We start from the raw sequence: 1240 nt of genomic DNA, 5'->3' as shown, positions 1-1240 counted from the left end.
AGCCACCGCCGTTCCCGGACGAGCCACCGCCGTTCCCGGACGAGCCACCGCCGGCCCCGAAGGAGTCACCGCCTCCCTCTTCATCGGCATCGACAACCTCCGCCACGCCGACCCCCGTTCCCTCGACTGCCTCCTCTACCTCGCCCGGCGCTCCGCCTCCGCGCGGATCGTGCTGGTCCTCGCCGACGACACCGTGGCGCAGTCCGGCCGCTCGCAGTTCCGTACCGAACTGCTCGACCAGCCGCACACCCGGCGCATCCCGCTGGCCCCGCTGACCGAGGAGCAGGTCGCGGGACTGCTCGGCGTGCACCTCGACGACCAGGCCGCGGCCGAACGCCTCGCGCCGGAGTTCCACGCGTGCAGCGGCGGCAACCTCCTGCTGCTGCGCGCCCTGCTCGACGACCACACCCTGGGCGGCGGTGTCCGCAAGGAGGGGTACGGCCGCGCCGTGCTGCGCCAGCTCGGCCGGCTGGACGCACAGGTCGTGGCCGTGGCCCGCGCGGTCACCGTGCTCGGGACCGGTCATCCGGAGCGCCTCGCGCGGCTCGCCGGCGTCGACACGGGCACGGCCGAGAGCGCGCTCGGGCTGCTGGAGTCCGTAGGGCTGATGGACGGCCCCGTCCTGCGTCACGACATCACCCGGCAGGCCGTACTCGAGGACCTGGCCCCCGAGGAGCGCGACCGGCTGCGGCAGACCGCGGCCTCGCTGATGTACGAACAGGGCTGCCCCGCCCCGGACATCGCCCGGCAGCTCACCGAACTCGACCGGCCCGGCGGCGACTGGAGCGTCGACGTGCTGCTGGAGGCGGCCGAGCAGGAGCTCCTCGCCGGCCGCACCCACCGCGCGGTCGCCGCGCTGGAGGCCGCGCTGCGCGCCCGGACCGACCAGGAGCCGGGGCGGGCCGCCATCGAGGCCCGGCTCGTCCAGGTGCGCCGCCTGTTCGACCCGGCGGCCGCCGAACACCACCTCGCCGTCCTCACCGCCGCCGCCCGCGCCGGTGACCTGGACTCGGCCCACACCATCGACCTCGTACGCCAACTCCTGTGGCAGGGACGCCCGGCGGAGGCCGGCCCGCTGTTGGAGCGGCTGCGCGAGGAACGCCCCGAGCCGCACAGCGAGGTCGCCGCACAGCTGGAGGACACCGAACGGTGGCTGGCGTGGACGCACCCCACGGTGGCCCGGCGCACCCACCGCCCGGCCCCCGGCGAGGGTCAGCGGCAGCGCCCCGGCGGCGCGCCC

The 1240-nt window shown here is 76.3% G+C and carries 1 pseudogene; it reads left to right on the top strand.

The annotated features are described in order from the left end of the window. Positions 1 to 1240 (top strand): annotated as a pseudogene (locus EHS43_RS46965) (LuxR family transcriptional regulator); the annotation flags it as partial.

This window comes from Streptomyces sp. RP5T (assembly GCF_003933965.1).
GTDB lineage: Bacteria > Actinomycetota > Actinomycetes > Streptomycetales > Streptomycetaceae > Streptomyces.
The sequence above is the reverse complement of the archived record's forward strand: the minus strand, read 5'-3'. Positions and strand labels throughout refer to the sequence as shown.